The sequence below is a fragment of the Streptococcus intestinihominis genome, from assembly GCF_046824975.1.
Classification (GTDB): domain Bacteria; phylum Bacillota; class Bacilli; order Lactobacillales; family Streptococcaceae; genus Streptococcus.
In genome coordinates this window covers 303687-303913 of sequence record NZ_JBKQBL010000003.1, presented here as the reverse complement: position 1 = coordinate 303913, position 227 = coordinate 303687, and the positions used below count along the sequence as shown (strand labels likewise).

Below are 227 nucleotides of genomic sequence, written 5' to 3'. Positions count from 1 at the left end.
TGTAAGAGTCATCACCGCAGAGGCAGAGTTGGCAGTAGAGGTGGCTAGACGGTATGGGGTGACGAGTTTGGTCCGAGGCTTGCGCAATAGTCAGGACTTCCTCTATGAAAGCAATATGGACTACTTCAATCACCAGCTGGCTCCAGAGCTTGAGACCATCTATCTCTGTGCCCAGCCCCAGTACCAGGCCTTGAGCTCGACGAGAATCCGCGAGTTGCTGACCTTCC

At 54.2% G+C, this 227-nt stretch carries 1 protein-coding gene; it reads left to right on the top strand.

The genetic code is table 11. The annotated features are described in order from the left end of the window. Window positions 1-227 (top strand): nucleotidyl transferase family protein (locus ACLOR3_RS06715; RefSeq protein WP_497867759.1); only part of this gene is annotated, 227 nt, incomplete at both ends.